Annotated in this window: 21 protein-coding genes, 2 tRNA genes, 2 rRNA genes and 1 pseudogene; 17 read left to right on the top strand and 9 right to left on the bottom strand. The window is 38.2% G+C overall.

Going from position 1 to position 23,342, the window contains the following annotated elements; genetic code table 11:
• Positions 1–95: 95 nt before the first annotated feature.
• The 8 genes from O2S85_RS01010 to O2S85_RS18675 all read left to right on the top strand — a co-directional run bounded on the left by O2S85_RS01010 (position 96) and on the right by O2S85_RS18675 (position 4,870).
• Positions 96–338, top strand: coding sequence for a PLD nuclease N-terminal domain-containing protein (locus O2S85_RS01010; protein ID WP_269410937.1), 243 nt, complete (start codon positions 96–98; stop codon positions 336–338).
• The gene (locus O2S85_RS01005) at positions 322–1,212 is read left to right on the top strand and encodes an ABC transporter ATP-binding protein (protein ID WP_269410936.1); all 891 of its coding nucleotides are present in this window, start codon (positions 322–324) and stop codon (positions 1,210–1,212) included. Before O2S85_RS01010 ends, O2S85_RS01005 begins: the two co-directional genes overlap by 17 nt.
• Positions 1,209–1,976, top strand: a complete 768-nt coding sequence (locus O2S85_RS01000; RefSeq protein ID WP_269410935.1) for an ABC transporter permease subunit — start codon at positions 1,209–1,211, stop codon at positions 1,974–1,976. The genes O2S85_RS01005 and O2S85_RS01000 overlap by 4 nt, the downstream gene beginning before the upstream one ends.
• 12 nt (positions 1,977–1,988) lie before the next feature.
• The gene (locus O2S85_RS00995) at positions 1,989–2,702 is read left to right on the top strand and encodes an ABC transporter ATP-binding protein (RefSeq protein ID WP_269410934.1); all 714 of its coding nucleotides are present in this window, start codon (positions 1,989–1,991) and stop codon (positions 2,700–2,702) included.
• Entirely contained in the window at positions 2,695–4,239 is a 1,545-nt protein-coding gene (locus O2S85_RS00990; protein ID WP_269410933.1) for a hypothetical protein, read from the top strand. The genes O2S85_RS00995 and O2S85_RS00990 overlap by 8 nt, the downstream gene beginning before the upstream one ends.
• A gap of 245 nt (positions 4,240–4,484) precedes the next feature.
• Positions 4,485–4,655 (top strand): RNA polymerase sigma factor, encoded by a 171-nt coding sequence (locus tag O2S85_RS00985; RefSeq protein ID WP_369420050.1) that lies wholly within the window; start codon positions 4,485–4,487, stop codon positions 4,653–4,655.
• Positions 4,642–4,776 (top strand): helix-turn-helix domain-containing protein, encoded by a 135-nt coding sequence (locus tag O2S85_RS18680; protein WP_369419707.1) that lies wholly within the window; start codon positions 4,642–4,644, stop codon positions 4,774–4,776. Before O2S85_RS00985 ends, O2S85_RS18680 begins: the two co-directional genes overlap by 14 nt.
• Positions 4,733–4,870 (top strand): helix-turn-helix domain-containing protein, encoded by a 138-nt coding sequence (locus tag O2S85_RS18675; protein ID WP_369420048.1) that lies wholly within the window; start codon positions 4,733–4,735, stop codon positions 4,868–4,870. Before O2S85_RS18680 ends, O2S85_RS18675 begins: the two co-directional genes overlap by 44 nt.
• Positions 4,871–5,434: 564 nt before the next feature.
• Here O2S85_RS18675 and O2S85_RS00980 read toward each other — a convergent pair.
• Complete coding sequence (locus O2S85_RS00980) at positions 5,435–6,853, bottom strand: sensor histidine kinase (RefSeq protein ID WP_269410932.1); 1,419 nt, start codon at positions 6,851–6,853, stop codon at positions 5,435–5,437.
• Positions 6,850–7,575, bottom strand: a complete 726-nt coding sequence (locus O2S85_RS00975) for a response regulator transcription factor (protein WP_269410931.1) — start codon at positions 7,573–7,575, stop codon at positions 6,850–6,852. Before O2S85_RS00975 ends, O2S85_RS00980 begins: the two co-directional genes overlap by 4 nt.
• Positions 7,576–7,815: 240 nt before the next feature.
• On the opposite strand from O2S85_RS00975, the gene O2S85_RS00970 reads away from it, so the two are divergent.
• The 5 genes from O2S85_RS00970 to O2S85_RS00950 all read left to right on the top strand — a co-directional run bounded on the left by O2S85_RS00970 (position 7,816) and on the right by O2S85_RS00950 (position 11,591).
• Positions 7,816–8,727, top strand: a complete 912-nt coding sequence (locus tag O2S85_RS00970; RefSeq protein WP_269410930.1) for an ABC transporter ATP-binding protein — start codon at positions 7,816–7,818, stop codon at positions 8,725–8,727.
• Complete coding sequence (locus tag O2S85_RS00965; RefSeq protein WP_269410929.1) at positions 8,724–9,482, top strand: ABC transporter permease; 759 nt, start codon at positions 8,724–8,726, stop codon at positions 9,480–9,482. The genes O2S85_RS00970 and O2S85_RS00965 overlap by 4 nt, the downstream gene beginning before the upstream one ends.
• Positions 9,483–9,491: 9 nt before the next feature.
• Positions 9,492–10,229, top strand: a complete 738-nt coding sequence (locus tag O2S85_RS00960) for an ABC transporter permease (RefSeq protein WP_269410928.1) — start codon at positions 9,492–9,494, stop codon at positions 10,227–10,229.
• Positions 10,230–10,915: 686 nt separating this feature from the next.
• Complete coding sequence (locus O2S85_RS00955; protein WP_269410927.1) at positions 10,916–11,353, top strand: RNA polymerase sigma factor; 438 nt, start codon at positions 10,916–10,918, stop codon at positions 11,351–11,353.
• Positions 11,337–11,591, top strand: a complete 255-nt coding sequence (locus O2S85_RS00950) for a helix-turn-helix domain-containing protein (protein ID WP_269410926.1) — start codon at positions 11,337–11,339, stop codon at positions 11,589–11,591. The genes O2S85_RS00955 and O2S85_RS00950 overlap by 17 nt, the downstream gene beginning before the upstream one ends.
• 351 nt (positions 11,592–11,942) lie before the next feature.
• Here the strand turns inward: O2S85_RS00950 and O2S85_RS00945 are convergent, their stop codons facing one another.
• Together O2S85_RS00945 and O2S85_RS00940 are read right to left on the bottom strand one after the other, a co-directional pair.
• Complete coding sequence (locus O2S85_RS00945) at positions 11,943–12,575, bottom strand: LysE family transporter (RefSeq protein ID WP_269410925.1); 633 nt, start codon at positions 12,573–12,575, stop codon at positions 11,943–11,945.
• Positions 12,576–13,014: 439 nt separating this feature from the next.
• Positions 13,015–13,458: a MarR family winged helix-turn-helix transcriptional regulator gene (locus O2S85_RS00940; RefSeq protein ID WP_269410924.1), complete on the bottom strand. Its 444-nt coding sequence runs from the start codon at positions 13,456–13,458 to the stop codon at positions 13,015–13,017.
• A 604-nt stretch (positions 13,459–14,062) separates the two neighbouring features.
• On the opposite strand from O2S85_RS00940, the pseudogene O2S85_RS00935 reads away from it, so the two are divergent.
• Positions 14,063–15,850: pseudogene (locus tag O2S85_RS00935) on the top strand (excinuclease ABC subunit UvrA); the annotation flags it as partial.
• A gap of 195 nt (positions 15,851–16,045) precedes the next feature.
• Here the strand turns inward: O2S85_RS00935 and O2S85_RS00930 are convergent.
• Positions 16,046–17,362, bottom strand: coding sequence for an IS1380 family transposase (locus O2S85_RS00930; RefSeq protein WP_269410923.1), 1,317 nt, complete (start codon positions 17,360–17,362; stop codon positions 16,046–16,048).
• A gap of 250 nt (positions 17,363–17,612) precedes the next feature.
• Between O2S85_RS00930 and O2S85_RS00925 the strand changes: the two genes are divergently transcribed.
• The 3 genes from O2S85_RS00925 to O2S85_RS18670 all read left to right on the top strand — a co-directional run bounded on the left by O2S85_RS00925 (position 17,613) and on the right by O2S85_RS18670 (position 19,676).
• Positions 17,613–19,055: a sodium/proline symporter gene (locus O2S85_RS00925; protein WP_269410922.1), complete on the top strand. Its 1,443-nt coding sequence runs from the start codon at positions 17,613–17,615 to the stop codon at positions 19,053–19,055.
• Between the two features lie 110 nt (positions 19,056–19,165).
• Entirely contained in the window at positions 19,166–19,282 is a 117-nt protein-coding gene (locus O2S85_RS00920) for a tyrosine-type recombinase/integrase (protein ID WP_367749143.1), read from the top strand.
• 241 nt (positions 19,283–19,523) lie between these two features.
• Positions 19,524–19,676: a tyrosine-type recombinase/integrase gene (locus O2S85_RS18670; protein WP_367749148.1), complete on the top strand. Its 153-nt coding sequence runs from the start codon at positions 19,524–19,526 to the stop codon at positions 19,674–19,676.
• Positions 19,677–19,908: 232 nt separating this feature from the next.
• Here the strand turns inward: O2S85_RS18670 and O2S85_RS00915 are convergent.
• From O2S85_RS00915 to O2S85_RS00900, 4 genes are all read right to left on the bottom strand, one after another.
• A tRNA-Thr gene (locus O2S85_RS00915) sits at positions 19,909–19,981 on the bottom strand.
• A 7-nt stretch (positions 19,982–19,988) separates the two neighbouring features.
• Positions 19,989–20,063 (bottom strand) — tRNA-Asn (locus tag O2S85_RS00910).
• A gap of 57 nt (positions 20,064–20,120) precedes the next feature.
• Positions 20,121–20,236: ribosomal RNA gene (gene rrf / locus O2S85_RS00905) — 5S ribosomal RNA — on the bottom strand.
• 151 nt (positions 20,237–20,387) lie between these two features.
• Positions 20,388–23,307 (bottom strand): 23S ribosomal RNA (locus O2S85_RS00900).
• Positions 23,308–23,342: the final 35 nt, after the last annotated feature.

Below are 23,342 nucleotides of genomic sequence, written 5' to 3'. Positions count from 1 at the left end.
GCTTTCACTCCTTACTTATAATAATAATTGATTTTTATTTAAATGTACATTATAATTATCGTTATCAATAATGATAATTATAGGAGGATACCTTTATGAACACTGATATTAGTGTTTTATTCGATTTGAATTGGGACGCAATTTTACCATTAGTTATTCCAATTTTGGTTTTACACGGCATACTTTTAGCTGTCGCATTATTTGATTTGTATCGTCGCAGAAACATTGTAAATTACCCAATCGTTTGGGCGATTGTCATCGTACTGCTCAACACGCTTGGGCCCATACTATATCTGATTATTGGAAGGAGAATGTTAAAGAATGATCGCCATTCATAAGGTGAATAAATCTTTTAGAGGCAGAAAAATATTAAAGAATATTAGTTTTGATATCGCAGAAGGAGAGTGTATTGGCCTATTAGGGCCAAATGGAGCGGGCAAAACCACGTTGATTAAATGTATGACTGGTATCATTCGTTATGAGAGCGGAAAAATCACCTTTCATGGCAAAGACATTTTAAACTTCAAAAATGATATTGGTTATTTGTCACAGCACACAGATTTTAAACGGTGGATGACGTGTGAAGAATCGTTACGATTTTTTGGCAGCTTATCTGGTTTAAGTAAAGAATATCTTGCTGACAATATCAATGACATTTTGACAGACGTAGGACTGAAAGACAAAAACAAATACAGAGTGGAAGAATTATCTGGAGGTATGAAACAGCGGTTAGGAATTGCTCAAGCGATTCTTCATCGTCCCAAGCTTTTAATCTTAGATGAGCCGGTTTCTGCGCTTGATCCCGTTGGCAGAAATGAAATCAAGAATTTAATCAAAAAACTGAAAGCATATACGACTGTTCTCATATCTACCCATATTTTAGATGATGCCAGTGAGTTCTGTGATCGCTACATTATTATAAAAAGCGGAAAAATTATTGGAAACATAACCAATCAAGATGAAACGGTAAATAGGAAACAAGTAAATTTCCAAGTCAATACAGACGAAACCACTACATCAACCATAAAATTAAATGATCCATATAAATTGAAAGAGATAAAAGCTGGTCAATATTCGGTCACTAGTAATGAACCAATCAATTTTTCTCATCTTATCAAAGAATTGGAACAATTAAACATCCAGATCAATTCTTTGGCATATGAGAAGAAAGATTTAGAAAAAATATTTTTAGAGTTGGTGTCCGAAGTATGAGAAATATAGCTATCTTATTCAAAGTTGAATTACTGGAGGCCATTAGAAATATAAAGTTTATCTGGTTAACGATATTTTTCACCATTCTTGGTGTAACACAGCCATTAATTGATAAATATATGGAGGTCATTATTCAAAACGTTGGAGGGATTGACGGGATAATGATCGATCCGAATGCCCCTGATCCACAGGCAAATGAAGTGTTACTGGCGACTTTTTCAGGCCAATTTAATCAAATCGGTTTAATCATACTTGTTATAAGTTTTATGGGGATGATCGCCAATGAGAAAAACAGTGGAGTGCAAGGCTTTATCTTCACTAGACCTGTATCCAGTTTAGAATATATCAGTTCCAAACTTTTTGGAAACTGGCTGATCAGCATGGTATGCATTGCAATAGGTTCGATTGTTTCTTATTTCTACACCATTTATCTTTTTGATTATTATTCTATCACTGATTTTTTATTGTTCCTTGTATTTTACAATGTATGGATTCTTTTCGTTATCAGTTTAGCAGTTTTGTTTAGCACCATAATAAAAAGTTCGATATTTATTGGTGTGGCAACAATATTATTATCGATGGTTTTTCTGTTACTAGGAAATATCAATGAGACATTTTCTTTATTCCTGCCAAGCGGTGTACTGACCTTAGCGGAAAGCTTGCTTCTTCAAACAGGCAGTGCCAACTTCCTGTTACTCATTGCACCAATTATCTATATTATGATTAATATTTTTACAGCCAAGTTCTTCATTAATCAGGTTTAGGAGGGATAGCACATGTTATCGATTAAAAACTTAACCAAAACATATAAAGGTTCTAACAAAGGAGTGAAAAACTTATCTTTAGCATTGCATGAAGGCGATATCTGTGGATTTATTGGCGCAAACGGAGCGGGAAAAACGACGACGATTAAAGCCATTGTTGGTATACATGCGTTTGATAAAGGGGAAGTAAAGCTGTTTGATACAAAGCTAAAAGATGATCCCGAAAAGTTTAAAGCGATGATTGGCTATTCTCCTGATACCCCTACGCTATATAACAACATGACTGGAAAAGACTATATTGAACTCATTGCGTCTCTCTATCAAATGGATGATAAAGAACGAGATAAAAACTTAGCTTATTTACTAAAAGAATTAGAATTGGAAAGTGCGATCCATGAGCTGGTATCTAGCTATTCCCACGGAATGAAACAAAGGCTCGTTCTCATTTCGTTATTTATGCATAATCCAAAACTCATTATTTTAGATGAACCTTTTGTTGGTTTAGATCCCAACGCTACTCATTTTTTGATCAATGAAATGAAAAAAAGAGCAAAAGAAGGAGCGATCATTTTATATTCTACCCATGTGCTTGAGGTAGCCGAAAAAGTTTGTAATAAAGTGGTGATTTTAAATAAAGGCGAAGTGGTTGTAAATGATACGATGGAAAACATTATCAAAGACACATCGTTAAATGAACTGTTTAGGGATGTGACATCCCATGCATAATCTGAAGTTATTATTTTCATTTCGTCTGAAAAATCAAATGAAGCTTTCTAATTTGAACAGCTCGAATAAAGAAGTAAGAAAGTACGCTATTTATACTATTTCAGGTTACATTGCAGCTTTTTTAATGTTTTTAGGTTATGTGCTGTTTATTGCCATAGATTTAAATGCAAATAATAATATGGCAGCTCTTTTTGTTTTACTCTCATCCTTATTGTTTTGGATTTTTGGAATATGGAATAATCTTAGCGGATTTGATGATGTGATAGATGGCAAAGATAGTGATTTCATTTTTAGCTTACCTATAAAAAGCTGGGAAGCCAAGCTGCTTCCACTATTGAGTAAATATATCATTCATATCATTTTAACATTTATTGTGTTGATGTTTGGGTATATTTTAACGCTCTCTTTTTTAAACATTTACTTTATCGTCATCCTTTTTGTTTTATTAGTATTAAGTTTCATCATTCCGTTACTGGCAATCAATCTGACTTTTTTAATTTCCTTGTTGGTACGAAACTTTCTAACACTGATTAAGTTCCATAACAATGTAACAGAATCGATCCTTTCCTTAGGAATTTTTATAGCACCGCTGATTTATTTTATAGTTAACTCAAAATCCATGGATTATAAAGATTGGTTTATAAATGCCTCTATTTTTCGATATTCGATTGATGATATAACAGAATCTCATTTTCTATTAAATCTCATTTTGTTATTTATTATAGCGGTTGTTACCACAACGATAACAATCTATGTATTACATTATTTTCATCATTTCCTTAAAGATCAAAAAAGAAAACAGCTAAAAAGAAGAAATACGAATGCCGTTTGGACTGTAAATACACCCATTATTGCGTTATTGAGGAAAGAATTCAAATTATATTTCTCTTCCCTCACATATGTAAGTAATACGCTGTTAACCCCTGTTGGGATGATCGCATTAAATATATGTATTCTCATTAGAGTCATACCAAATATGCCTTCCTTTTCTTATGATGTAATCGGATTTACGATCACAGCCCAACATCTATTTACCATGATAACCTTTGTATTTCTCATGCTTACAACAACCACCTCTTGTAGCCTTTCATTCGAAGGAAAAAGTATTTGGGTCATGTTGGTAGCTCCTATCCGCATCACTAAAATTGCATTAGCAAAAGTATCGGTAAATATACTTTTATTTCTCCCTGGTATGGCGTTAACTGTCATTGTGTTTTATACCGTATTTCATGTGAGCATACCTTACCTAATAACGATGGTCGTATTGATGTTCACTACATTGGCCCTAATAAGTATTGTTGGTTTTTTAGTCAATTTACGTTTTCCAACCTATACATGGAGTAATGATATGGAAGTAGTTAAACAGAGTAAAGCCACGATCATTACTGCCGTTATAAGTATGGTGACAATTCCAATTATTATTTTAGTCGTATATTTAGGTAGTATTTTCTTTCTATTACCCATAATTCTCATAGAAATACTATTCATCATTGGAATGATGAATAAAATATCAAATAGTAGTTTGATTTTAAACTAAAAATTTAAGTAATGGATGGAATAAACATAAAAATAAATAATATTTAATGAAAATCCAAATTGCTATCTCACCTTTCAAAGTGAAACACAGACACAGAATAAAAGATTGATTGTCTTATCTGCGGTAAGTCAAGAGAAGTTGAATGAACTAAGTATGTGTGACACCTACGCTACGGATGTCTATTATTTTCACCTTAATGATTATGTCGTTCCAGTAGCAGATTTTTTAATTGTGAATGCTATTCAATCTTTATCAAAACGAGAGATCAACTCATTATCTTATGCTTCTTTTTCTTAGATATGAGTGATACTGAAATTGCCAAAGAGTTAGAAATAGCTAGGGGAACCGTTAATTACCACAAAAAGAAGGCATTAGAAAAGATTAAAAACTATTTAAAGGAGCATGAAAATGAATGACTATCCTTTACTTCCTTATTCGGTAATCTTAATGGCGGTACAAGACGATTCACAAGCTATGGACCAAGTTGTGAACCATTACAAAGGCTACAATTACCGCACAGAGAAAAATAGTAGATGAGAATGGAAACACTGCTCTGATTGTGGATGACGAATGGAAGCGAAGGATAGAACTTAAATTAATCACAGCAGTTATCAAGTTTAAATTTCATTAACATCATTCTCATGCAGAAAGTTAATTGTTGAATTTTAGAATGGAATTGTTCTTTGACAAATAAAGCACGGAAGATAATGTCGTGCAGCATAACAAAAAATCAGACACGTTCTGCTGATGACGAGCTACCTGGTTCTTGCGCCATGACTTTCCATGGAAACGAGCGATAACCAAGAAGTCTAATGTAATCGTGGTGGATTACTGGCGATAACCCATCAGTTTGAATAATGATACTCCCCTACCGTCATGGTTCCAGCGTTTGAAGCGTCACAAGCTATGAGTAGGGCTGGAACCAATACTTGCAGGGGTGAAATTCCCGTGGGGCTGTACCAACAGCCGTCTGATTTTTTAAATAGTCGATTTATCTATGTATATACTTTTTGCATACAAAACATCTTTATATACAAATGCAGGAATAAAAAAGAAAGGTGAACCGCAATAATTGATACATCTTTCATAAAAATACAAATTGATGATGATGCATTGGGACAGTACATTCTTAAACAGATTGACGAAAAGATGAAGGAAATCGGAACCGATAAGTTATTTTATAGTCTTGATGATTCTATTCGATTGGGAAAGTAATATTACACTGGGTTCCTAATTGAAGTTTACTATTTATCTCAACTTCTCCGCCATGAGCTATTATGATTTGCCTTGCAATTGCCATTCCTAGTCCTGTTCCAGAATTATTAGAAGTTGCATTCGTCCCACGGAAGTATCGATCGAATAAATGTTCAATCGTTTCTTGATCCATACCGACCCCATCATCTTCAATTAAAACACGAATTTGTCTTGGATGAGACAGGTCTTCATGAAGTATGATCTTAATTTCAGTATTAGGCGGATTATGTTTGATACTATTCGCGATTAAGTTTTCAAATGCTCGCTTTAAGTATTTCGTATCCATATTAAAAAGTATTTGTTCCTTATTCGTTTCAAATGAAAACACCTTATTTTTTGATTCAGGCATTTTTTTCAATTGTTCCAAAGTACCTTTGAGAACATTTACAAGGTCTTTTTGTTCAAGTTGTATCGGAATAGTATCATTTTTCAATTGAAAAGTTAAATTGAAGTCTTCGATTAGTTGCTCCATATACTCCACACGTTCCTCCATGATTTTGGAAAAGTGACGTACTTTATCTTGTTCCCAGTCATGTTCATGTGAAGAAAGGAGTACAGTATACCCTTTGATAACAGACAAAGGCGTCTTTAGATCATGTGAGACTCCCGTCATCCATTCTTCCCTTGTCTTTTCTAATAACTCTCGTTCTTCTGTGTTTCTCTGAAGAGTTGATGTAAGCTTAGAAAGAGCCTGCGTCAATTCTTGATACGTTTTATATTCAGCTTTATTTCGCCAGCGTTGCTTTGAATTAAACTTTCGATTATTAAAAGGTTCTTCATATTTACCTATAGATAGATTTTCAATCCAAGATACAATATAGAGTAAAGGAGCACCCAATTGTCTTCCAAAAAATAAGGCAATTAATATTCCAATAATAATGATGGAAAGAACCCATAAATTATTCACCCAATATTGAAAGGGATTATTACTTGTCATCGGTTTCCCCAAAACCCATGTTAGATCCTGATTATCTTTGGTTTCATACCATGTAGATAACTGAAAACCCTTTTTGGCAGGATATAAGTAGTCAGACACTAGTTCTCCAGGGTCATAATGATCTGGCATGCTTTTTGGTTTGTTAATGGAAAAAACTTCATCACCCTGCTCATCCAAGATTTGTACCCACATGTTGTTTTTTATCAAATCTTCTTTTGTCTTCGAGCCTATTGTAGGCTTTTGATCAACCATATCCGTATGTTCAACGATTTTGCTAATCGATAATTGTGGATTTTCTTCTTTGTTATGACCGAGAAAAAAGCTAATCAAAATAACACTAAGAACAATGAGTAAGCCCCAAATAAGCATTAACCAGAAAAGTCGTGATACGAAGTAATAGGCGACACGGTTTTTTAATTTCACAACAACTCCTCATTTACGTCTGTTTCAAATATATAGCCTAATCCTCGGACTGTTTTAATCCATTTAGGTCTGCTTGGATCTTCTTCTATTTTTTCACGTAAACGCCGTACATGTACCATCACCGTACTGTCCCCACCATACAATTCTCCCCATACATCTTTATAAATTTGATGCTTACTTAGAATTTGGTTAGGGTGTTCGCAAAAATAGAGTAAAAGTTTCATCTCCTGGGTAGGGCACTCTATTCGTGCACCATTAACAATGAGTCTTCCAGTATTGGGATCTATATTAAAAACCCCATAATCGTAAACTTGCTTCCGTGTATGTTGGGCTGGAATTTGAATAGAACGTCGTAATTGAGCCTTCACACGAGCTACTACTTCTAATGGATTAAAAGGTTTGGTAATATAGTCATCTCCTCCAAAGCTAAAACCCTGCAACTTATCTAAATCTGTTGTTTTTGCTGTAAGAAACAATATAGGCACATCTGTCTCCAAACGAATTTTGCCACATAGGGTAAAGCCGTCTATATCAGGCAACATAACATCTAACAATATAATGTGGGGATGATTTTGTGTTGTCATTAAAAGTGCTTCTGCTCCAGTAGCAGCTGTTAAGACATTTTGAAAGCCTTCCTTTTCAAATATTGTGATTAATAAATCTAAAATATGCTGATCATCATCAATGATAAGAATTTTATGATCCTCAAGTTTTAAAGTCACACTTTATCCCCCTTCCTATCTTCATTATTACATAAAACATAGATAAAAAAGCCCGTTTAGTAAAGAATTTATATCCCGTTTAGATTTCTGAAAAGTATAATTACTCCATAACCTAAGCTACTCTAAGTATGTAATTGATATAGAGAAATATTCGGAATTGGATTGTTAAGCAAATGTTTAGGGAAAGTTTCATTCATGTTTAATTTATTCCGTTTACGATAGAAATGAGGTGAGAAACAGATGAATGATCAAATATTAATGACAAATGATCTAACAAAAAAGTACAAAAAACACATATCTGTAGATGGACTAAATTTACGGATTGAACGTGGACAAATTTATGGATTCCTTGGGCCAAATGGGGCCGGAAAAACGACGACGATTCGCATGTTACTAGGTTTGATAAAACCCACAAAAGGTCATATTGAAATTTTTGGGCAAAGCCTGAAAAAAAATCGTCTGCCAATTTTACAACAGATTGGATCGTTGGTGGAGTCCCCAACATACTATGGAAATTTAACTGGCCGTGAAAATTTAGAGGCGGTTCGAAGGTTACGGGATCTTCCAGAAAAACGTGTGAATGAAGTATTGGAAATAGTTAGATTAAGCAAAGTTGCGAACCGGCTAACAAAAGAATATTCTCTTGGAATGAAGCAACGTCTGGGGATTGCGGCTGCAATGCTTAGTAATCCAGATTTATTAATACTTGATGAGCCAACTAATGGTTTAGATCCATCTGGTATCCAAGAGATTAGGGAGTTGATTAAAAAATTGCCTGAAGCAGGAATGAGTGTTCTTGTATCCAGCCACTTGTTAAGTGAAATAGATCAAATGGCTACACAGGTAGGGATCATTAATAATGGAAAAATGATTTTCCAAGATTCGATTGAACGCTTAAGACAAAAACAGAAACCACTATTAAAAGTCGGCGTTAGTGATGTCATGAAAGCAAATGCAATATTAAAAGAGCAAGGGGTAAAGGCTGATTTACAAAACGATTTCTTGTGGTTAGCCCAAACGGAACCCGCGTTTGTTTCAGATATTAACGCTACTTTGGTTCATTCGGGTGTATCTGTCTACCGACTGGAAGAAGTGAAAAGAACACTTGAAGATATCTTCTTAGAATTAACGGGTACAGAGGGTAGCTTATGAGAAAGATATTGTGGGCAGAACAATTAAAATTAAAACGTTCATCGTTATTAATTATTGTATTATTGGTTCCATTACTTATCTTGGCATATGAGTTGGTGAATTTCACCTATCGTGCTGAGTTTGTGGAAAAACAAGCGGAGATGTTCGGTGCTGATTCCATGTGGATGTATTTATTGTATGACAATAGCTTGTTATTTGGACTAGGTTTCCCATTAGCCGTTACACTTACTGCATCTGTGATAGCAAATATTGAACATCAGGCAAATGGATGGAAACAAACCCTTTCAATGCCTATTTCAAGAGGAAAAATCTATTTAAGTAAATTTATTTGGTTAACGATTAGTCTATTCCTTTCTGTTACTATTTTTCTGATTGGAATGGTTTTTCTAGGGAAGGTACTCGGATTTGAAGGGGATATTCCATGGGGCTTATTGATAGGCGACAGTTACGGCATGTTGATTACCGTATTACCAATTATGGCGTTTCAATTTTGGTTATCCATGACCATTAAAAATCAGGCTTTCTCAATTCTTATTGGAGCAATTTCTGCTATTATGGGTTTATTTTTAGCAGCTGCTCAAACGACAAGATGGTTACCCTTAGCCTATCCAAGTCAAGTCTCAACGATTATATTGCAATATGAAGGATTAGGGTATAATCAAGATTTTTCTGCCTTCCTCGTCATCAATTTGTTATTAGGTATCATCCTAATGTTTATCGGAACTATACATTTTGCTAAACAGAATGTGCAGTAAGGGGGGATTATGTTGAAAAATATATTATATGTTGAACGATTAAAGTTAAAACGCTCCAAGTTGTGGTTACTTTATTTGCTAGGTCCGTTATTAGGTGTGTGCCTGGCTTATATCAATTTCTTTAAAAACTATGACCTTTTTATGCAGCCTGGGGATAATGAATGGATAGAGGCGTGGACACAAGTAGCATTATTTATGGGTCCTTTTGTATTGCCAATCCTAGTGGGGGTATTCACGGCTCTTGTTTGCAGAAGTGAACATGTCGGCGGAGGATGGAAACAATTATTAGCCTTACCAATCAAATATTCGGAGATCTTCTTAGGGAAATTTTTAACGGTAGTAAAAATGGTAGTTATTTCAATGGTTATCCTATTAATCTTTTTTATAGGATTTGGTTATGTACAAGGAATAGAAGGCAGTCTTCCGATATTTTCAATATTCGGATTCGTGATTAGAGGGATTTTTGCTTGTTTACCATTGATTCTTCTACAACTAACGATATCCATAAGGGCTAAAACCTTTGGTATACCATTAGCTGTTAGTATTGTTTTTACTCTCCCAGCTATTATAGTTGCCAGCACACCTTTAGGACAGATTTATCCTTGGACGCAACCTATGCTAGCTATGTCACCTGAAGATGAATCACCTATTCAGTCTTACTTGTTATTTTATACACTAGTTATTGGAACCTTCGTAGTTTTACTAATATATGGTTTACGGAATTTTACTAAGCGGGATACTTTTTAATTACATTTAGCGGCTCCGAATGAGTTATTTCAGTCGATAGAAATCGAAAAATGACTGAAAAACTTTAAAAAGCTGGTTGAGGAACAATCTCTTGACAAAATCTTTGCGTAAAGATAGCTGAAACTGTCGGTGTTGATGAAAAAACCATTAGAAATATTTTAGGGTAATCGGATTATCCTATAAAATTTATAAGCACATTAGGTTTTTGACTGAGGTCTAAACAGAAAAATTTTAAAATCTTAAAAATGGGATCTGATTTTTTGAGCATACTGCATATTTCTTCACTCACTAATACAACCTAAAACCGTTGTTTGTTTAGAGTGCAAAAACAATACAGACAGCTAATATATCAAACGGCGGTTTTGAAATTAAGAAAATTCAAAGCCGCCGTTTTCCCTTTTTAAAAATAGGATTTCGGAGAGGGTGTATTAAGTGCGCCCTTTTTTAGGACACGGCGGTATGAAGGAGGTTATCGCCGTGTTTATTTACTTTTTTCCTGATTTGATACCATTCTACATATTAAAAAAGTTCTTGAAGTTCTATGGGATTATTACGGCCATGAATCTACCTACACAAACTACATAATACGATATACAAACTCTTATGCCCTGCTGATTTATGTTCAGTTGGGCTTTTTGTGGGGAAATCATCGCCCACCTTTGCAGTTGCGAAGGGAGAGGAAATGCATGATAGAACCGGATCGTACCGAGTGGCAAGTTCGCTGTACATTTAATGCTTTTTGTAAACGTGTTTTGAAGAATGAAGCAATCAATATTTTTAATGAAAGAAAACAACGACAAGCAAAGGAGATGACATTTTCTGATCTCACCCCACAAGAAGAAAATGAGCTCTATACCTTAGATAAGCAATACGAAGGTGAAGAAGGACAAAGTTTTCAAGTGGCTGGAAAGAAAGTAACTCCGAAATTACTTGCTGAAGCATTGCGTACTTTGCCAAAAGAAAAGCGTAAGACCGTCCTATTATACTACTTTTTTGACAAATCAGATGTAGAAATAGCTGAACTACTCAATATTCCACGTAGTACCGTTCAGTATAGGCGGACAAGCTCTTTCAAAAGGTTAAAACGATTTTTGGAGGAACATGCAGATGAATGTAGTGATTAATACTAATGTTGAAAACAACGAACGTGGTTTATTGCCGTACCCAATTATTTTAGCTGCAAATAAGGGTGAGCCAGAAGCAATGAAAGTAGTCGTTTTGCATTATGGAAGCTATATGACAAGCCTATCCATGCGTAAGCTCCGTGATGAACAAGGAATCACTTATTGGGGCATCGATGAAGATACTCGCGAACGCTTACGTTCAAAGCTTATGCAATCTGTTTTAGATTTCAGGATTTGAATAAATAATGATTAGGTTTTCCCTTTCATTCATCATATATTTGTTCTTTGAGGAAGCACGGAAGATAAGGCTGTGCAGTATAAACTAAAAAATCAGATACGTTCTACTGATATGACGAACCACTTGATTCAGACGCCATGGCTTTTTTTGGAAACGAGCGATAATCTGTGAGTCTAATGCAATCGTGGTGGATTGCTAGCGATAACTCATCAGTTAGGATAATGATACTCCCCTACCGTCATGGTTCGAGCGTTCAAAGCGTCACAAACGATGAGTAGGGCTGGAAGAAATACTTGCAGGGGTGAAATTCCCGTGGAGCTGTACCAACGGCCATCTACGGAATACCTTAATTTAGATTACATCTAATATTGCGATAATGAATCGATAAACAAAGTATCCCGAAAAGCCCATTAATACTACCCCTGCAATGATAGAAAACCCTTTAATCATTGAACGGTTCATTACTTTTCTCGTAGTAGCCACAATTGTTAATAATCCTATATCGTGCAGTAATATTCCTGTTAAGACACCTGCTGCTATGATTAAAAAGTTGGTTGAACCAGTAGAAGTATATGAATCAGACAGAACTGCCCCAAATACACTTACCCAAAAAACAACATTTCCAGGTGATATCGCAACAAGAAAGCCATTACGAAAAGAAGAACCAAAAGATTTAGTCGGCTTCTCACCTGACAAAGTAATATCACTTTCTGCATTTTTAATCGAGTCATAAGCAATTAAAAATAAAAAGACCGCACCAATTAACCACATCGGTATTTGAATAAAAGGAAACTGCAAAAAAGATGCCAACCCTAAGTAAAGGGCTAATATTAAAGCAAAATCAATGGTCATCCCACCCAACCCAGCTGCCCAACCGTGCATAAATCCATTTTTAAGACCCTGCCTTATCATCTCTACTGTAATTGCTCCAACCGGCATTGCAACGGCAAGCCCTGCAAGAACATATGTAAAAAACAATGCCATACAACAACACAACTTTCATCATATTAGTCTATAATATAACCTGTTATGGTCATATATTTACCTGTTAAAGCTCCCGATTGTTACACTGTAATTTTAGTTTATAGAATAATTAATTTGATCTTTTCACTTTTCATCTTTTAATTTTCAAACTCTTCTTACCGCTAAAACCATCATCCAAATTGGGAAAATTATAGGTCCCACCCAAAAGAATCTCTCTTCAATTATGGGTGTTTCTGCCCATCCCCCCGAAAAGGTGAACATTATTAATTTAATAGACAGCAAAGACCGTTGACGATCCGTCCAAAAATGAAACTTCCTTATATGTTTTTGATGATCTTCAGGTAGATCATTTAATAATAAATTAAATTGACGGTTTGGTAATTTATTTCCTAAGTGTACAGCCTATAAATCATTCATGTTTTTCATTTTAAGTTTCTTATTATTTCATTTCTTCTTCATCGTTAGTGGAAGTAGATATTTGATTTAACTTTTTACAAATATTGGTAAATGCCACCAATTCGTCTTTTGTTAACGTTTTGTGAATTAATTCCATTACTTCGTTTCGGGATTTCTCTGCTTTCCTCAAAAAAGCATGCCCTTTTTCGGTAATAGTATGGTGATAAGAACGTCTGTCATTCTGGTCGCGTTCCTGTATTATTAAGGATTTATCTATAAGCTTTTTTACTAATTTTGACACTGCTGATAATGAAATTCCTAACTCCTCTGATAGTGATCGTGTAGTTTTGGGGCCTCTCCTTTCTAATAAGTCGATAATATTGTATTGAGATGAAGTAATACCATCGACATTAAATTTATTATGATGAGAAACAATTCTGCATTGAAATGGAACAAATTCCTGTTTGAATTTATAGAAATTATCCAAAATTTATCCTCCCTTGGAAAATAATCTAGAGCCTTTTTTATTTATTTTCTCTTGCTTCTTAGATGAATTTTTATTTTTGTTCATGTTACTAGTGACTTTCAATGAAACTATAAATTATTTACAACTGAATTTAAGTACTAGAGAAATAGTTGACCTAGTTAATTATAATTTGATAATATTAAAATAGCAAATATTTCTTTTTGTTTATAAAAAGTCAGTAGGAATTAATTACCAATTATAGATGCAGAATTAATTAAGAAGACATTAAGATACTTTCAAAAAACTGGATATTTACCGACTCCGGTTGTTCCAAATTAAAAATTCCCATTTCCAAAAAAATTTAATGAAGTAATGACAAAAGAAGATAATAAGGGAATAACCCCATTTATCTTCTTTTTGTCAAATCCTCCAAGATTAAAGGGAAAGGATTGTATTTCGCTACTTGACGATCCATATCACAGATATTCTGAACTACTTAAAACATTGAAATAGGTTATCAAGATTACTTTTATATATTCCAACTAACTATTTGCTACTGGATCTCTGTGCAATTTGAACATTTCCAAGACTTATAACTGATATCTCTCAGGAGGTTAAGCAGATAATGCACGAGCACGATCATATTATTTTACGTGAAGTAAATGAAAATAATTTAAAAAACATTTCCCTTAAAATTCCGAAGAAAAGAATCACAATTTTTACGGGTGTATCTGGATCGGGAAAGTCATCCATTGTCTTTGATACGATTAGCCGGGAAGCACAGCGACAGTTAAATCAAACGTTTACGACGTTTATTCAAAATCGCTTACCCAAATACAGTCAGCCTGATGCTCTATCAATTGAAAACCTTTCTCCTGCCATTGTGATTGACCAAAAACGTTTAGGAGGTAATGCGCGATCAACACTTGGCACGGCTACCGATATCGACTCTTTATTGCGGTTGTTATTTTCCCGTATCGGAGAGCCTTATACCGGTGAGTCTGATATTTTTTCTTTTAATAATCCAAAAGGCATGTGTCCAGAGTGTGAGGGCATTGGACGTAAGATTGAGCCGGATTTAGAGAAATTATTTGATAAGACAAAATCTCTTAATGAAGGGGCTATTTTGTATCCGACTTTTTCTGTTGGTAGTGCCTATTGGAAGAGATATGTGTATTCCGGTTTATTTGATAATGACAAAAAACTCGATGACTATACGGCAGATGAATGGCATACATTGCTCTACGGTAAAGGTGGACGTATGGAAATCCCTTTGGAAAGTGGTGGATCTGTTCATTCCGATTATGAAGGCGTTCTGGTGAAATTTAAACGACTTTATATTCAGAAGGAAGCCAGCCAGCATTCAGAAAAAACCCGTGCGCAGATTCAACAGTTCACATCGTTAAAGCCCTGCCCTTCCTGTGAAGGAGCTAGATTGAATCCAACTGTTTTGAATTGCAAGATTGACGGACATAACATTGCGGAGATTTCGGCATTAGAACTAGGTGAACTTTTATCTTTTCTAAAAGGGATTGAAAATCGAATTGCAATACCAATCATTGATGGCATGACGATTCGATTACAACACCTCATTGGCATGGGGCTTTACTATCTTTCGCTAAATCGTGAAACATCAACATTGTCCGGTGGAGAATCACAACGAGTGAAGATGATACGACATCTTAACAGCAGTCTGACGGATATGATCTATATCTTCGATGAACCGAGTATAGGGTTACACCCTCGGGATGTGTATCGACTCAATCAAATGCTGATAAAATTGCGTGATAAAGGAAACACCATCTTAGTAGTTGAACATGACCAGAATGTCATTAAAATAGCCGATCATATTGTGGATGTCGGTCCTAGTGCAGGCACAAATGGGGGAGAAATTGTCTATCAAGGAAATGTTCACGGTCTATATGATTCAGATACACTTACTGGAAAATACATGCGGACGGAACCAACCATAAAAAAGCAAATACGGAAACCTGACGGACATCTTTCTATCATCAATGGTACAAAACACAATTTAAAGAACGTGACCGTTGATATTCCTTCGGGTGTGCTAACGGCAATTACCGGAGTAGCCGGTTCAGGGAAAAGCACACTAATTTTTGGTGAGCTTGTGACACAACACCCAGATACCATCGTCATTGATCAAAAGCCTATTGGTACATCGATCCGATCTAATCCGGCAACTTATACGGGGATGATGGATTCCATTCGGACTTATTTTGCAAAAGCCAACAAAGTAAGTAAATCACTCTTTAGCTTTAATTCAAAAGGAGCCTGTCCGGAATGCGGAGGAACTGGATTCATTTATTCCGATCTTGCATTTCTTGAAGGAGTCAGAACCACTTGCGAAACATGCAATGGACAGCGATTCAAAGAGGAAGTTCTTCAATATAAACCTGAATTATTCATACTTCTAACCAAAAAGATAAATGAAGCTTAGCCCTGGGTTATTTTCGTAAAATAAGATGGAACCTTTCCAGAAATGGTTTGCTTAAACTAGAGATCCTTGAAAATCTCTATTTTTTGGACATACGACTCCCTTGGTCTTACGATGGTTTTTTAAATGTGCTTAGAGAACAGCGGTATGGCCTCACTCTAATTGTAATCTTTGAATTCGCTGTAATACTTTCCAGAAAAACGATTGATACACAAAGCTGGAGGCTAATTTAAAGTAAAGAGATCGTCCTGACTTTACCAATTTACTGGCGACTTTAATGATTCTAGTTCGTATCGTTTGGATCCGCATGTTTTTCTGTTCTTCAGGAAAACAAAGCGTACGCATCCAATTCGTAAGGTTATAAGCTAACAAACTAAGCATCATTCTAACCTCATTGCATTCAAATTTATGGCTGCTCATGCGATCCAGGTTAAACCCATTTTTGGATTCCTTGATATAATTCTCCATCGTTCCTCTTTTCTGGTAGGAATGAACAATATCTTTAGGAGAGAAGACATCAGTCAGGTTCGTTACAAAGAAAGCGTGCGTAAAAAACAATTCACCGGCCGGACGAACGGATTGGATGATCACTTTTCTTGGCTTGGACCATGATTTTGCCTGATACTCGGCTTCTTCATAATAGATTTCCGATTTTGTCACATCGGTTGGAACAGTGGAAGGATGCAGCTCATCGGCAAGTCGCTGCAAATTAGGATTGGATTTCAAACGAATCACATAATAAACCGATTCATCCTCGCACAGTTCATATAGACCCGGGACGGCGAAGCCACTGTCACCACGCAGAAACGGGATGGTTTCAGGAAACTGCTCATTGTAATGGTTGATAACAGGCTCGATAAAATCCACCACGCCATTGGAAGTATAGACATTGCCTGGGCGTAGTTTTGCTTTCAAAAAATCGCCGGTGATACCGTCAAAAGCAACTAAAGGATGAAATCCAATGGTTCCATAATGCGTATTGAATGTTGCATCCTCCTGATCGCCATATGTATCTGCATGAGTGGAATCCAAATCCAGAATAATCGACTTGGCATTTCTATATTGATGCACCTTGTCTAAAAGTTCCTGGTTTGCCTGGTTTAATTGTTCCATCGATTCATCATCAAATCGTGGGAAAAGCCGGGATAAACTTGGCTGGGAAGCTAAAGCATCTGTTCCTACAACCTGCGTAAAGACAGGATCATTCGTTAATTGATCAGCTGCGTCATCTTCGGCATATCCAGCAATGATTTGATACATCTTTTGGCGAAGTAACTGTTCATTGGAGTGAACATAGTAACGTCGATCATCTTTAAGCTTTAAATGCTTTGTCAGCGTTGAGAAGAAGCCAATCTTTTCATCGAACTCTCGGAATAAGAGTTCACCTGTATCGGATGAAAGTGCACCACCATCGTTAGATAATTTGATTTGGCGATTGAAATCTAGCGGTATTTGCGGTAAAGTAGCCAATATAAGAACCCCTTTCTGTTGGTTTTTGTTGGTACTTTAACTGTAACAGAAAATGGGTTCTTTTTTCATTTATTAGATGAATAAATGTTTTGGCTAAACCGACTGTCAGATAAGCATTTAAACTGTATTATAGAATTTCAGTGAATAATTCAGGTTTTAAATGATGATTGACAAATTTTTAAAAACGGCTTAATATCTGATAAAACCAATTGGTATTATTTTATTTAAGTTTTGATGGAGGAAAGGGCTTGTGCAAACAGTAATTTACATAGAAATTGTTCTCTATTTGCTCGCAATGCTTGCAATAGGAATTTATTTTGGCAAAAAAGATTTAACGCATAACGATTATTTTCTCGGAGGCAACAAAGTCCCCGGCTGGGTACTTGCCTTTTCGGAACGTGCTACCGGGGAATCTGCTTACATGTTCCTTGGAGCAATTGGATTTATTTATGTAGCCGGTTTATCCGGTATCTGGGTTTTATCAGGTATGTTCTTCGGAGTGCTCGCTTCCTGGCTATTCCTGTCCAAACGATTTATGATGGAACAACAAAAATACAAGGTAAATAGTTTAACAGACTATATTGCAGTTAAATTTCCAAGGCATGCAGATATTATCCGCTGGTTGGCTTCTATCGTCATGGTATTTTTCTTTGTCTGTTATTTAGCTGCACAATTCTCAGGAATGGGTAAAACCGTTTATTCCATTTCCGGATTCAGCATTACATGGGGAACGATCATTATCGCAGCAATTATTATTGCGTATTCCTGCCTAGGAGGCTTCATGTCCGTTGTCTGGACAGACGCCGTGCAAAGCTTTTTAATGCTGATATCCTTTATAATCGTACCTATCGTTGCCTTTATGGAGATTCAGAATCAGGGGTTAAGTGTTTCCACAGAACTTTCCCTAAGGGGTGGAGGAGCCGACAGCTGGACTGGCGGTTTAAACGGACTTGCCTTAGGTGCAATGCTTTTTACCAACTTTTCCTGGGTTTTTGGATGGCTCGGCGGACAGCCACAGCTAAGCTCCCGGTTTATGGCGATTACAACAGAAAAAGAGCGGGTTACCGGTCGAAACATGGCGATAATCTGGACAATGATTGTCTATGTGGGAGCCTTTCTATCAGCTATTTTTGCTTCTGCTTTATACGCACAAGGTACATTGGCTGATCCAGAAATGATTCTGCCGCATATGATTTTTGATATTTTACCACCATGGGTTTCCGGGATTATCTTGGCAGGGATTCTGGCTGCTATTATGTCGACAGCATCTTCACAGTTATTGGTTATTACAACTTCCATCAGCGAGGACGTTATCCATAAGACTCTCAGATGGAATATTACCAGCAGAAAACTTGTACATTTATCCCGTTTCGTGGCGCTGATCAGCGGTATCATCGGCATTATTATTTCCTTGAAATCAGAATCTGTTATTTACAGTCTCGTATCTTTTGCATGGGCAGGGATCGGCAATACATTTTCCGTCGTTGTTCTGTTGATCTTCTTTTGGAAACGAGTCTCTGGGATCGGGGTCATTGCAACTATTATTGTCGGTGCAGTCAGTGCTGTCGTCTGGTCCCTTTCACCGCTCGAAGTAATTGTATCTGCCAAAGCCGCAACCTTCTTTATCTGTTTGATTGTCGGAATTGTATTTTCTTTACTCTATCCGGATAAAAAGCAAAAAGCCGGAGCTTAAAATGAAAATATATAAGAAGCAGCTCATTCTCCGCATAGAATGAGCTGCTTCTTATCCTGATTTTACTGTCCCCTACTGTTCACGCTACTAAGGGAGGAAAAAACATACAAATGGTGCTAATGGTTAAAATGGCTCTTAAAACAGGGATGCGTAAAGGGGAATTGCTCGCTCTACAATGGGATGATGTAGACTTTCCCACCAATACAATAAGTGTATTCATTCTCTGAGCTTAGCAAAAGGTTATAAATAAAAAAGTCTTAGACAAAAGGGTCCAGTAGCACCACCTAAAAAGCTGATGGATAAAATTAAAAAAAGCATAAACTTAAAAAGGTACAGAGTGGATGGAGCTGCCGAATGATGGGAACGTGGTAGTTATTTCTTTATATTCTCTACGTACTTAGGAAAACCATTCTATCCTAGCGTTCCTAATAGATGGTGAAATAGGTTTTTAACTCGGGTAAATAAGGAATTAAAAAGAATGACAAACCACAACTTAAAAAGATCCGCTTCCATGATCCAAGGCACACTGCAGCAACGGATTTAATAAATAAGGGAGCCAACATTCATTCTACATCAAAACGTTTAGGACATGCTATTATTGGAACAACATTTAATATATAGTCATTACTTGGAAGAAGCAGACCAAAAGATTGCAGATATGCTTGATGAAGATTATATATAAATTATGCCACTTGTCACAATTTGAACTTCATTTTATATGGTGTTTTTTCTTTATCATTTATAAGAACAAATATTCCATATTCAAAAAGTGTCATCCGAACGGGTCATTTTAGAATAATTATAGATAAATAAAAAACGCTTAATCCCTTACAGGACAAGCGTTTCAGCGGAAAGCTTCCAAGCAGACTCGAACTGCTGACCCCTTCCTTACCATGGAAGTGCTCTACCTACTGAGCTATGGAAGCATAAAAATGGCTCCACAGGTAGGATTCGAACCTACGACCGATCGGTTAACAGCCGATAGCTCTACCACTGAGCTACTGTGGAACAATCTCAATATATGTTGTAGTGTACCATGTTTTGCATATAAATGCAAAAAGTAAAGCCTGGCGGCGTCCTACTCTTGCAGGGGCAAAGCCCCAACTACCATCGGCGCTGGAGAGCTTAACTGCTGTGTTCGGCATGGGAACAGGTGTGACCTCTCCGCTATGGCTACCAGACCTTTAGATATGATCACCTTGTTTATCTTCTCTTTACAGAAGTGTTAAAAACAAGGACAAGATATATTATATGCATTTCTGATAAAAAATGCAAATGTTTTTATATCCTGAAAACTAAATAAGAGAAGATGGTATCAACGAATCAAACAATATAGATAAGTCCTCGATCGATTAGTATCCGTCAGCTCCACGTGTCACCACGCTTCCACCTCGGACCTATCAACCTCATCGTCTCTGAGGGATCTTACTCACTCGAAGTGATGGGAAGTCTTATCTTGAGGGAGGCTTCATGCTTAGATGCTTTCAGCACTTATCCTTGCCACACGTAGCTACCCAGCTATGCTCCTGGCGGAACAACTGGTACACCAGCGGTGTGTCCATCCCGGTCCTCTCGTACTAAGGACAGCTCCTCTCAGACTTCCAACGCCCACGACGGATAGGGACCGAACTGTCTCACGACGTTCTGAACCCAGCTCGCGTACCGCTTTAATGGGCGAACAGCCCAACCCTTGGGACCGACTACAGCCCCAGGATGCGATGAGCCGACATCGAGGTGCCAAACCTCCCCGTCGATGTGAACTCTTGGGGGAGATAAGCCTGTTATCCCCGGGGTAGCTTTTATCCGTTGAGCGATGGCCCTTCCATGCGGAACCACCGGATCACTAAGCCCGACTTTCGTCCCTGCTCGACTTGTAGGTCTCGCAGTCAAGCTCCCTTGTGCCTTTACACTCTGCGAATGATTTCCAACCATTCTGAGGGAACCTTTGGGCGCCTCCGTTACCTTTTAGGAGGCGACCGCCCCAGTCAAACTGCCCGCCTGACACTGTCTCCGAACCGGATCACGGTTCTGGGTTAGAATGTCCGTACAACCAGGGTGGTATCCCACGGGTGCCTCCACCGAAGCTGGCGCTCCGGTTTCGATGGCTCCCACCTATCCTGTACAAGCTGTACCAACATGCAATATCAGGCTACAGTAAAGCTCCACGGGGTCTTTCCGTCCTGTCGCGGGTAATGCGCATCTTCACGCATCGTATAATTTCACCGGGTCTCTCGTTGAGACAGTGCCCAAGTCGTTGCACCTTTCGTGCGGGTCGGAACTTACCCGACAAGGAATTTCGCTACCTTAGGACCGTTATAGTTACGGCCGCCGTTTACTGGGGCTTCGGTTCAACGCTTCGCTCCTGTGAGCTAACGTTTCCCCTTAACCTTCCAGCACCGGGCAGGTGTCAGCCCCTATACTTCGCCTTTCGGCTTCGCAGAGACCTGTGTTTTTGCTAAACAGTCGCTTGGGCCTATTCACTGCGGCTTCTCATGCAAGAAGCACCCCTTCTCCCGAAGTTACGGGGTCATTTTGCCGAGTTCCTTAACGAGAGTTCTCCCGATCACCTTAGGATTCTCTCCTCGCCTACCTGTGTCGGTTTGCGGTACGGGCACCTGTGACCTCGCTAGAGGTTTTTCTTGGCAGTGTGAAATCGGGAACTTCGTGACCATTTTCACTCCCCATCACAGCTTGCGATTGCTGGACGGATTTGCCTATCCAACTCGCTTACTGCTTGGGCGCACACATCCATCGGTGCGCTTTCCCTATCCTTCTGCGTCTCCCCATTGCTCAAACGGTCATGAGGTGGTACAGGAATATCTGCCTGTTGTCCATCGCCTACGCCTGTCGGCCTCGGCTTAGGTCCCGACTAACCCTGAGAGGACGAGCCTTCCTCAGGAAACCTTAGGCATTCGGTGAAAGAGATTCTCACTCTTTTTTCGCTACTCATACCGGCATTCTCACTTCAAAGCGCTCCACCAGTCCTCACGGTCTGACTTCACAGCACTTCGAACGCTCTCCTACCATTGTTCTTTCAGAACAATCCGCAGCTTCGGTGATACGTTTAGCCCCGGTACATTTTCGGCGCAGCGTCACTCGACCAGTGAGCTATTACGCACTCTTTAAATGATGGCTGCTTCTAAGCCAACATCCTGGTTGTCTAAGCAACGCCACATCCTTTTCCACTTAACGTATACTTTGGGACCTTAGCTGGCGGTCTGGGCTGTTTCCCTTTCGACTATGAACCTTATCACCCATAGTCTGACTCCCAAGATCAAGTAGCTGGCATTCGGAGTTTGACTGAATTCGGTAACCCGGTGAGGGCCCCTCGTCCAATCAGTGCTCTACCTCCAGTACTTCCTTTTCTTGAGGCTAGCCCTAAAGCTATTTCGGAGAGAACCAGCTATCTCCGTGTTCGATTGGCATTTCACCCCTACCCACACCTCATCCCCGCATTTTTCAACATACGTGGGTTCGGGCCTCCAGTCAGTGTTACCTGACCTTCACCCTGGACATGGGTAGATCACACGGTTTCGGGTCTGCGACCGTATACTACAAACGCCCTGTTCAGACTCGCTTTCGCTACGGCTCCGTGTCTTCCACTTAACCTTGCATACGATCGTAACTCGCCGGTCCATTCTACAAAAGGTACGCCGTCACCCATTAACGGGCTTCGACTACTTGTAAGCACACGGTTTCAGGTTCTCTTTCACTCCCCTTCCGGGGTGCTTTTCACCTTTCCCTCACGGTACTGGTTCACTATCGGTCACTAGGGAGTATTTAGCCTTGGGAGATGGTCCTCCCGGATTCCGACGGAATTCCACGTGTTCCGCCGTACTCAGGATCCACTCCGGAGGAAATTCTCTTTCGATTACAGGGCTCTTACCCGCTATGGCTGATCGTTCCAGATCGATTCATCTAAAGAATTTCTTGGTAACTCCATTGGAGTGTCCTACAACCCCAACAGGCAAGCCTGTTGGTTTGGGCTGTTTCCGTTTCGCTCGCCGCTACTTGGGAAATCGCGTTTGCTTTCTCTTCCTCCGGGTACTGAGATGTTTCAGTTCCCCGGGTCTGCCTCACCTACCCTATGTATTCAGATAGGTGTACTGCTCCATTACGAGCAGCGGGTTCCCCCATTCGGAAATCCCCGGATCAGTCTACTTACGACTCCCCGAGGCATATCGGTGTTAGTCCCGTCCTTCATCGGCTCCTAGTGCCAAGGCATCCACCGTGCGCTCTTTTTCACTTAACTATATTTAAGAACTTTAAAAGTTGATGTCGTTGTTT

The sequence above is a fragment of the Lentibacillus daqui genome (genome assembly GCF_027186265.1).
Taxonomy (GTDB): domain Bacteria; phylum Bacillota; class Bacilli; order Bacillales; family Amphibacillaceae; genus Lentibacillus_C; species Lentibacillus_C daqui.
The sequence above is the reverse complement of the archived record's forward strand: the minus strand, read 5'-3'. Positions and strand labels throughout refer to the sequence as shown.

Bases quoted from the DNA above. Each gene is read 5' to 3' on its own strand.
- O2S85_RS01010 (WP_269410937.1), top strand. From the start codon at position 96: ATGAACACTGATATTAGTGTTTTATTCGATTTGAATTGGGACGCAATT.
- O2S85_RS01005 (WP_269410936.1), top strand. From the start codon at position 322: ATGATCGCCATTCATAAGGTGAATAAATCTTTTAGAGGCAGAAAAATA.
- O2S85_RS01000 (WP_269410935.1), top strand. From the start codon at position 1,209: ATGAGAAATATAGCTATCTTATTCAAAGTTGAATTACTGGAGGCCATT.
- O2S85_RS00995 (WP_269410934.1), top strand. From the start codon at position 1,989: ATGTTATCGATTAAAAACTTAACCAAAACATATAAAGGTTCTAACAAA.
- O2S85_RS00990 (WP_269410933.1), top strand. From the start codon at position 2,695: ATGCATAATCTGAAGTTATTATTTTCATTTCGTCTGAAAAATCAAATG.
- O2S85_RS18680 (WP_369419707.1), top strand. From the start codon at position 4,642: ATGAAAATGAATGACTATCCTTTACTTCCTTATTCGGTAATCTTAATG.
- O2S85_RS00970 (WP_269410930.1), top strand. From the start codon at position 7,816: ATGAATGATCAAATATTAATGACAAATGATCTAACAAAAAAGTACAAA.
- O2S85_RS00965 (WP_269410929.1), top strand. From the start codon at position 8,724: ATGAGAAAGATATTGTGGGCAGAACAATTAAAATTAAAACGTTCATCG.
- O2S85_RS00960 (WP_269410928.1), top strand. From the start codon at position 9,492: ATGTTGAAAAATATATTATATGTTGAACGATTAAAGTTAAAACGCTCC.
- O2S85_RS00955 (WP_269410927.1), top strand. From the start codon at position 10,916: ATGATAGAACCGGATCGTACCGAGTGGCAAGTTCGCTGTACATTTAAT.
- O2S85_RS00950 (WP_269410926.1), top strand. From the start codon at position 11,337: ATGAATGTAGTGATTAATACTAATGTTGAAAACAACGAACGTGGTTTA.
- O2S85_RS00945 (WP_269410925.1), bottom strand. From the start codon at position 12,575: ATGGCATTGTTTTTTACATATGTTCTTGCAGGGCTTGCCGTTGCAATG.
- O2S85_RS00920 (WP_367749143.1), top strand. From the start codon at position 19,166: ATGGTGCTAATGGTTAAAATGGCTCTTAAAACAGGGATGCGTAAAGGG.